Source organism: Pseudomonas sp. R5(2019) (assembly GCF_009905435.1).
Lineage (GTDB): Bacteria > Pseudomonadota > Gammaproteobacteria > Pseudomonadales > Pseudomonadaceae > Aquipseudomonas.
Genome location: NZ_JAAAMT010000003.1, coordinates 247325 through 254516, shown reverse-complemented (window position 1 = coordinate 254516; position 7192 = coordinate 247325). Strand labels below are relative to the sequence as shown.

9 protein-coding genes and 1 pseudogene are annotated in these 7192 nt (G+C 61.7%); 7 read left to right on the top strand and 3 right to left on the bottom strand.

Going from position 1 to position 7192, the window contains the following annotated elements; all coding sequences use genetic code 11:
• The 7 genes from GUY40_RS28025 to GUY40_RS04020 form a co-directional block, all read left to right on the top strand.
• Positions 1-241, top strand: a 241-nt coding sequence (locus GUY40_RS28025; protein WP_218585433.1) for a hypothetical protein, incomplete at its 5' end; no start/stop codon positions are given.
• Between the two features lie 16 nt (positions 242-257).
• Positions 258-851, top strand: coding sequence for an imidazoleglycerol-phosphate dehydratase HisB (hisB, locus tag GUY40_RS04045; protein ID WP_166567656.1), 594 nt, complete (start codon positions 258-260; stop codon positions 849-851).
• Complete coding sequence (gene hisH / locus GUY40_RS04040; protein WP_166567655.1) at positions 851-1489, top strand: imidazole glycerol phosphate synthase subunit HisH; 639 nt, start codon at positions 851-853, stop codon at positions 1487-1489. Before hisB ends, hisH begins: the two co-directional genes overlap by 1 nt.
• Positions 1489-1749, top strand: a complete 261-nt coding sequence (locus tag GUY40_RS04035; RefSeq protein ID WP_166567654.1) for a DUF2164 domain-containing protein — start codon at positions 1489-1491, stop codon at positions 1747-1749. Before hisH ends, GUY40_RS04035 begins: the two co-directional genes overlap by 1 nt.
• 42 nt (positions 1750-1791) lie before the next feature.
• On the top strand, positions 1792-2529 hold the full coding sequence (gene hisA / locus GUY40_RS04030) for a 1-(5-phosphoribosyl)-5-[(5-phosphoribosylamino)methylideneamino]imidazole-4-carboxamide isomerase (protein WP_166567653.1): 738 nt from the start codon (positions 1792-1794) through the stop codon (positions 2527-2529).
• Positions 2530-2539: 10 nt separating this feature from the next.
• A complete protein-coding gene (gene hisF, locus GUY40_RS04025) occupies positions 2540-3310 on the top strand; it encodes an imidazole glycerol phosphate synthase subunit HisF (RefSeq protein ID WP_166567652.1) in 771 nt (256 codons plus the stop codon).
• A 246-nt stretch (positions 3311-3556) separates the two neighbouring features.
• Positions 3557-4303 carry an ABC transporter substrate-binding protein gene (locus GUY40_RS04020; protein ID WP_166567651.1) on the top strand — a complete coding sequence of 249 codons (747 nt, stop codon included), beginning with the start codon at positions 3557-3559 and terminating at the stop codon, positions 4301-4303.
• Between the two features lie 3 nt (positions 4304-4306).
• Here the strand turns inward: GUY40_RS04020 and GUY40_RS04015 are convergent.
• The 3 genes and pseudogenes from GUY40_RS04015 to GUY40_RS04005 all read right to left on the bottom strand — a co-directional run.
• A pseudogene (locus GUY40_RS04015) lies at positions 4307-4453 on the bottom strand (divergent polysaccharide deacetylase family protein); the annotation flags it as partial.
• Positions 4438-5763 carry a S41 family peptidase gene (locus tag GUY40_RS04010; protein WP_166567650.1) on the bottom strand — a complete coding sequence of 442 codons (1326 nt, stop codon included), beginning with the start codon at positions 5761-5763 and terminating at the stop codon, positions 4438-4440. The pseudogene GUY40_RS04015 and the gene GUY40_RS04010, both read right to left, overlap by 16 nt.
• A 97-nt stretch (positions 5764-5860) precedes the next feature.
• Positions 5861-7171, bottom strand: coding sequence for a murein hydrolase activator EnvC (locus GUY40_RS04005; protein ID WP_166567649.1), 1311 nt, complete (start codon positions 7169-7171; stop codon positions 5861-5863).
• Between the last annotated feature and the right edge of the window lie 21 nt (positions 7172-7192).

Sequence of the window (7192 nt, the reverse complement as noted above, 5' to 3'; positions counted from 1 at the left end):
GGAACAGACTGGTCTGGTTTCGTGGTTCGCCCTGGATATACGCCATAAGAAAATGCCCGCATCTCTTGATGCGGGGCATTTTCTTAAACTTGAGTCAGAATGGCTAGGTTTTCACACAGTCTGTACAGGTGTTTTGCAGGCTGGTAAAACGGTCCAGCCAGTGAAATTACCTTGCATTCGTCATGTTTGCTTCATGCCAACGCCATCTGGCCCTATAATGTTTGCCTTTTTCGCCCAATGATTTTGCGGAGCTGGTGATGGCCGAACGTAAGGCGTCCGTCGAGCGCAACACTCTGGAAACCCAGATCAAGGCCTCGATCAACCTGGATGGCACCGGAAGGGCCCGATTCGATATCGGGGTTCCTTTCCTTGAGCATATGCTGGACCAGATCGCCCGCCATGGGCTGATCGACCTGGACATCGAGTGCAAGGGCGACCTGCATATCGACGACCACCACACGGTGGAAGACGTCGGTATCACCCTGGGTCAGGCTTTCTCCCAGGCGATCGGTGACAAGAAAGGCATCTACCGTTACGGCCATGCCTATGTGCCGCTCGACGAAGCGCTGTCGCGCGTGGTCATCGACTTCTCGGGCCGCCCTGGCCTGCAGATGCATGTACCGTACACCCGCGCCAGCGTTGGCGGCTTCGATGTCGACCTGTTCCAGGAATTCTTCCAGGGCTTCGTCAACCACGCCAACGTCACCCTGCACATCGACAATCTGCGTGGGCACAACACCCACCACCAGATCGAGACCGTGTTCAAGGCCTTTGGCCGTGCCCTGCGCATGGCGATCGAGCGGGACGAGCGCATGGCCGGGCAGATGCCTTCTACCAAAGGTTGCCTGTAATGCAGACTGTAGCGGTTATCGATTACGGCATGGGCAACCTGCACTCGGTGGCCAAGGCCCTCGAGCACGTCGGCGCCGGCCGGGTGCGGATCACCAGCGACGCCAGTGTGATTCGCGAAGCGGACCGGGTGGTATTTCCGGGTGTGGGCGCGATTCGCGACTGCATGGCTGAAATCCGCCGCCTGGGCTTTGATTCGCTGGTCCGTGAAGTCAGCCAGGACCGTCCGTTCCTCGGCATCTGCGTGGGCATGCAAGCGCTGCTCGATCACAGTGAAGAGAACGATGGCGTTGACTGCATCGGCCTGTTCCCGGGCAACGTGAAGTTCTTCGGCAAGGGCCTGCACGAAGACGGCGAGCACCTGAAGGTGCCGCACATGGGCTGGAACGAAGTGACCCAGGCGGTGGATCACCCGCTGTGGCACAACATTCCGGACCTGGCGCGCTTCTACTTCGTGCACAGCTACTACATCGAGGCCGGCAAGGCCGGGCAAGTGGTCGGTCGCGGCCACTATGGCGTCGACTTCGCTGCCGCGCTGGCCGAGGGTTCGCGCTTTGCCGTGCAGTTCCACCCGGAGAAGAGCCATACTCATGGCCTGCAGTTGCTGCAGAACTTCGCCGCCTGGGATGGTCGCTGGTAATGAGCCGCTCCAGGAGCAAGGCCCCGATCATGACACTGGCTCCAGAGCAGGAACGCGAGGCACTCGATGTGCTCAAGCGTTTCCTCGAGGATCGCTTCGAGCTGCAACTGGGTTCGTTCGAAGTGGCCGAGGTTCTGGAGCTGTTTACCCGCGAGATTGCTCCACACTATTACAACAGGGCGATTTTCGACGTGCAGGCGCACCTCAAGGAGAGGTTCGAAAGCATCGAAAGCGACTTGTGGGCGCTCGAGAAGAACTGATCTTCCGGGCATCGCTGTTTACCGAATTGACAGGTTTTCCAGATGCTGATTATTCCCGCTATCGATCTTAAAGACGGTGCCTGCGTACGTCTGCGCCAGGGCCGCATGGAAGATTCCACCGTGTTCTCCGATGACCCGGTGAGCATGGCCGCCAAATGGGTGGAAGGGGGCTGCCGTCGCCTGCATCTGGTCGACCTGAACGGCGCCTTCGAAGGCCAGCCAGTCAATGGCGAAGTAGTGACTGCCATCGCCAAGCGCTACCCGAACCTGCCGATCCAGATCGGCGGCGGCATTCGCTCGCTGGAAACCATCGAACACTACGTCAAGGCGGGCGTGAGCTACGTGATCATCGGCACCAAGGCCGTCAAAGAGCCTGAGTTCGTTGCCGAAGCCTGCCGCGCCTTCCCAGGCAAGGTCATCGTTGGCCTGGACGCCAAGGACGGTTTCGTTGCCACTGACGGCTGGGCTGAAGTCAGCACCGTTCAAGTGATCGATCTGGCCAAGCGTTTCGAAGCCGATGGCGTTTGCGCCATCGTCTACACCGACATCGCCAAAGACGGCATGATGCAGGGCTGCAACGTGCCGTTCACCGCAGCCCTGGCCGCGGCCACGAAAATCCCGGTCATCGCCTCCGGCGGCATCCACAACCTGGGCGACATCAAGGCCCTGCTCGACGCCAAGGCGCCGGGCATCATCGGCGCGATCACCGGCCGGGCCATCTACGAAGGCACTCTGGACGTCGCCGAGGCGCAAGCCTTCTGCGATACCTACAAAGGCTGAGGAGCACGTCATGGCGCTGGCCAAACGCATCATCCCCTGCCTGGACGTGGACAACGGCCGGGTGGTCAAGGGCGTCAAGTTCGAGAACATCCGTGACGCGGGCGATCCGGTCGAGATCGCGCGCCGTTACGACGAACAAGGTGCCGACGAGATTACCTTTCTCGACATCACCGCCAGCGTCGACGGCCGCGATACCACCCTGCACACCGTCGAGCGCATGGCCAGCCAGGTGTTTATCCCGCTGACCGTGGGCGGTGGCGTGCGCACCGTGCAAGACATCCGCAACCTGCTCAATGCCGGTGCTGACAAAGTCTCGATCAACACCGCCGCGGTGTTCAATCCGGAGTTCGTCGGCGAAGCTTCGGCGCATTTCGGCTCCCAGTGCATCGTCGTCGCCATCGACGCCAAGAAAGTCTCGCAACCGGGCGAAACACCGCGTTGGGAGATCTTCACCCACGGCGGCCGCAAGCCTACCGGGCTGGACGCGGTGGAATGGGCGAAGAAGATGGAAGGTCTGGGCGCCGGCGAGATCCTGCTGACCAGCATGGACCAGGACGGCATGAAGAACGGCTTCGACCTAGGCGTGACCCGTGCCATCAGCGATGCGCTGGGCATTCCGGTGATTGCCTCCGGCGGTGTCGGCAACTTGCAGCACTTGGCTGACGGCATTCTGGAAGGCCATGCCAGCGCGGTGCTGGCAGCGAGTATTTTCCACTTTGGTGAATACACCGTGCCTGAGGCCAAGGCCTATATGGCGCATCGCGGGATTGTGGTGCGCTGATCGGTTGAGGCCGCCGGGCTTGCCCCAATGCCAGTCAGTTAAGGCGAGATCCATGTGGGAGCGGATTTATCCGCGAATGAAGGCACCGCGCAATGCCAGAAAAACCGCGGTGAATGGATTCGCGGATAAATCCGCTCCCACAGAATCTATGCCTTAACTGACCGGCATTGGGGCTTGCCCGCGATAGGGCCCTCAAGATCAAAATGCGGTACTGTTGGCCACAAGCCATGGACTGCGGGGCCCCACATGCTCAAGCGACTGCTGTTCGCCATTCTCACTGCTCATTCCCTTGCATTTTCCAGCCTCTCCCAGGCCGCCGAGCCCATCGTGCTGCTGACGGAAAACTTTCCGCCTTACAACATGGCCAGCAACGGCAAGAACTTCGCTCAGGACGAAAACATCCAGGGTATCGCCGCCGATGTGGTGCGCGAGATGTTCAAGCGTGCCGACGTGCCCTACAGCATGACCTTGCGCTTCCCTTGGGAACGCATCTACCAGTCCGCCCTGAAAACCCCCGGCTACGGCGTGTTCGTCATCGCCCGCCTGGCGGAACGTGAGCAGCTGTTCAAATGGGTTGGGCCAATCGGGCCAGATGACTGGATTCTGCTTGGTCGCGCCGACAGCCATTTCGATATCACCAGTCTTGAGCAGGCGCGCGGTTACAAGATCGGCGCCTATAAAGGCGATGCCATTGCCCTGTTTCTGGGCAAGCAGAAGTTGAATCCGGTGGTTGCGCTGCGTGACCAGGAAAACGCTCGCAAGCTGATCGACAAGGACATAGACCTGTGGGCCACCGGTGATCCGGCGGGGCGCTACCTGGCGCGTCAGGAGGGCATTACCGGGCTCAAGACCGTGCTGCGCTTTCATGGCGCCGAGCTGTACCTGGCCTTGAACAGGCAAGTCCCCGACGAGGTGGTCGGCAAGCTGCAGTCGGCACTCGACGCCCTGCGCCGCGAAGGCTTCGTCGAAGAGGCCATGGCGCGTTATCTGTAACCGCTAGCGGTAGACCCCGTTCTTGCTGTGCCCGGCCATGGCGCGGTTGCCGCGTTCAGCGATCATCTGATGAATCTCGATCCATTCGATACCCTGGGCCTTCAGGCGCCCGGCAGGGCGCGCAGACGCATCGGTCAATGACCGCGGGTGATGCTCAGGCCCTTGAGCAGGCTCAGTGCCTGGCTCAGCTGGAAGTCGTCATCCTGCGGGCGCTCCTTCTTGCCCGTCGGTGCCTTGCCTGAAGGGGACGGGCGATCGGCGCCGCCGTTGCCGTTGCCCAAGTGGCCGAGCAGGTCGGCTTCCTTGAAGTTCTCGCCGTCTTGCTCGCTGGTAACCTTGCCACGGCGCACTTCGATGTCCGGGATGATGCCCTGGGCCTGGATCGAGCGACCGTTGGGCGTGTAGTACAGCGCCGTGGTGAGCTTGAGTGCGCGCTCGTTGTTCAGCGGCAGCACGGTTTGCACCGAGCCCTTGCCGAAGCTGTCGGTGCCCATCAGCACGCCGCGTTTCTGGTCTTGCAGGGCGCCAGCGACGATTTCCGATGCCGAGGCGCTGCCGCCGTTGATCAGCACCACCAGCGGTACGCCTTCACTGGCGTCGGCGGAGTCCGCGGAGAAGCGCAGTTCCGAGTTGGCAATGCGGCCCTTGGTGTAGACGATCAGGCCTTTGGTGAGGAAGTGGTCAGCCACTTCCACCGCCGATTGCAGCACGCCGCCCGGGTTGTTGCGCAGGTCCAGAATCACCCCGCTCAGTTTCTTGCCGTTATCCTTGCGCAGCTTGGCCAGGGCCTTGCCGACTTCTTCACCGGACTTGACCTGGAACTGGGTGATACGGATATAGCCGTAACCCGGCTCGACCATTTGCGCCTTGACGCTCTTGACCTGAATCACTGCCCGCGCAAGGGTCACATCGAACGGCGTGCCGCCGTCGCGAACCAGTGTCAGGGTGATTTTCTGGCCGACCTTGCCGCGCATCTTGTCGACCGCTTCGGTCATGGACTGGCCACGGGTCGGTTGGCCATTGATCTTGACGATCAGATCGCCGGCCTCGATGCCGGCCTTGGATGCCGGGGTGTCATCGATAGGCGAGACGACCTTGATGAAGCCGTCTTCCATGCCGACTTCGATGCCCAGCCCGCCGAACTCACCGCTGGTGCTTTCCTGCAGCTCCTGGAAATCTTCCGGGCCAAGGTAGGCGGAGTGCGGGTCGAGGTTGCTGAGCATGCCCTTGATGGCGTTTTCGAGCAGGGTTTTGTCATCCACAGGTTCGACATAGGCGGCCTTGATCCGGTCCATGACCTCGGCAAAGGTACGCAGCTCGTCGAGCGGCAGCGGTGCCTTGGCATTGGCGGGCGTGGCAGCAACCGTGGCCGGGGCAGGCTCTGCAGCCAACGCCTGCGAGGCGCCAACGGCCACGGCAATCGCCAGGGCCAGCGAGGTGAGGCGGGACAAATGCAGCATGTCGAACGAACTCCTAATCCTGATTCTGCGCCTTTCGGTGCATCGACGCGCCTCGCAAGGCGGGGCTACCGCGTCGTAGATATTATCGGGCGCGCCCCTATCCCTGGGCGCGGCACCATTGTGCAGGGTCGCTTGGGCGGCCTTGCTGGCGAATCGCGAAATACAACGCTGGCGTGTCCTGCCCACCGCTGGAACCGACTGTCGAGATCGCTTCACCGGCCTTGACGATGTCGCCGGCGTCCTTGAGCAGGGTCTGGTTGTGGCCGTAGAGGCTCAGAAAACCGTTGCCATGATCGAGAATGACCAGAAGTCCGGCGCCGCGCAACCAGTCAGCAAACACCACCCGCCCACCGTGCACGGCGTGCACCTGGCTGCCGGCGCTGGCGCTGATCATCACGCCATCCCATTTGGTCCGCGAATCGCCCCCTCGGGTTTCGCCGAAGCGCGCCAGTAGCCGACCATCGACCGGCCACGGCAGTTTTCCACGGGCTGAGGCGAAGGCGCCACCGAAGGATGCACCGCCACTTGAGACAAGCGCACCGGGTGAAGGTTTAGGTTGACGTGGGCTTTCGTCGCCCTGGGCCAAAGACTCGGCCCTGGCTTTGGCTGCCGCTTCGGCTTCACGCTGGCGCTTCTCGGCTTCCTGCTGGGCCAGTAGCGCCTTCTGCCGCGCTTCTTCGGCTTCGCGGGCCTGGCGGGCGAGGGTTTCCTCGATGGTCTTGAGGACGTTGGTCAGGTCCGCCTGGTCCTGCTCGCGGGCGGCCAGCTTCTGGTCGCGCTCCTTGACGTCGGCGTTGAGTTTGGCAAGCACCTGCTGGCGCTCGGCACGGACCTTCTCAAGCTCCTGGTGCTGGCTGTCGAGGGTGCCTTGCTGGGCCAGCAGATTGGCCTGCTGCAGGGCGCTCGCGCTTTCGACGTTGGCCAGTTGGCGCAGGGTTTCGTTGAAGCTGCGCAGTTGCTCCAGGCGGGCCTGGCTCAGGTAATCGTAATAGGTGAGGGTGCGGGCGAATTTTTCCGGGTGCTGCTGGTTGAGCAGCAGTTTCAGGTATTCCTGGTTTCCGCCCTGATAGGCGGCACGGGCCTGGATGGCGATCAGTCGCTGCTGTTCAATGCGCGCGCTCTGGAGTTTTTTTTTCTCCTCATCGAGGCGCTCCAGCTCGCCTTCAGTCTTTTTTAGTTCTTTTTGCAGGGCCTCCACCTGCTTTTCCAGCTGGCCCATCTCGGTTTCGGTACCGCGCAGGTCTTTCTGCACACCGGATTTTTCTTCCTGCAATTTGCCGAGCAGTTTTTTCAGCTCGGCAATGTCCTGGCGCGTAGCGTCCAGTTGTTGCTGGGTTTGTGCGCGCTCGTCGGCGAACGCCGGAATGAGCAGGCAGGTCAGGGCAAGAGCGATCAGGGCGCGGAGCATGGGGGCGGGCGACACCAGGGT

What these genes read in the sequence shown, in the direction of transcription:
- hisB (WP_166567656.1), top strand. Translation starts at nt 258, where the DNA reads ATGGCCGAACGTAAGGCGTCCGTCGAGCGCAACACTCTGGAAACCCAG.
- hisH (WP_166567655.1), top strand. Translation starts at nt 851, where the DNA reads ATGCAGACTGTAGCGGTTATCGATTACGGCATGGGCAACCTGCACTCG.
- GUY40_RS04035 (WP_166567654.1), top strand. Translation starts at nt 1,489, where the DNA reads ATGAGCCGCTCCAGGAGCAAGGCCCCGATCATGACACTGGCTCCAGAG.
- hisA (WP_166567653.1), top strand. Translation starts at nt 1,792, where the DNA reads ATGCTGATTATTCCCGCTATCGATCTTAAAGACGGTGCCTGCGTACGT.
- hisF (WP_166567652.1), top strand. Translation starts at nt 2,540, where the DNA reads ATGGCGCTGGCCAAACGCATCATCCCCTGCCTGGACGTGGACAACGGC.
- GUY40_RS04020 (WP_166567651.1), top strand. Translation starts at nt 3,557, where the DNA reads ATGCTCAAGCGACTGCTGTTCGCCATTCTCACTGCTCATTCCCTTGCA.
- GUY40_RS04010 (WP_166567650.1), bottom strand. Translation starts at nt 5,763, where the DNA reads ATGCTGCATTTGTCCCGCCTCACCTCGCTGGCCCTGGCGATTGCCGTG.
- GUY40_RS04005 (WP_166567649.1), bottom strand. Translation starts at nt 7,171, where the DNA reads ATGCTCCGCGCCCTGATCGCTCTTGCCCTGACCTGCCTGCTCATTCCG.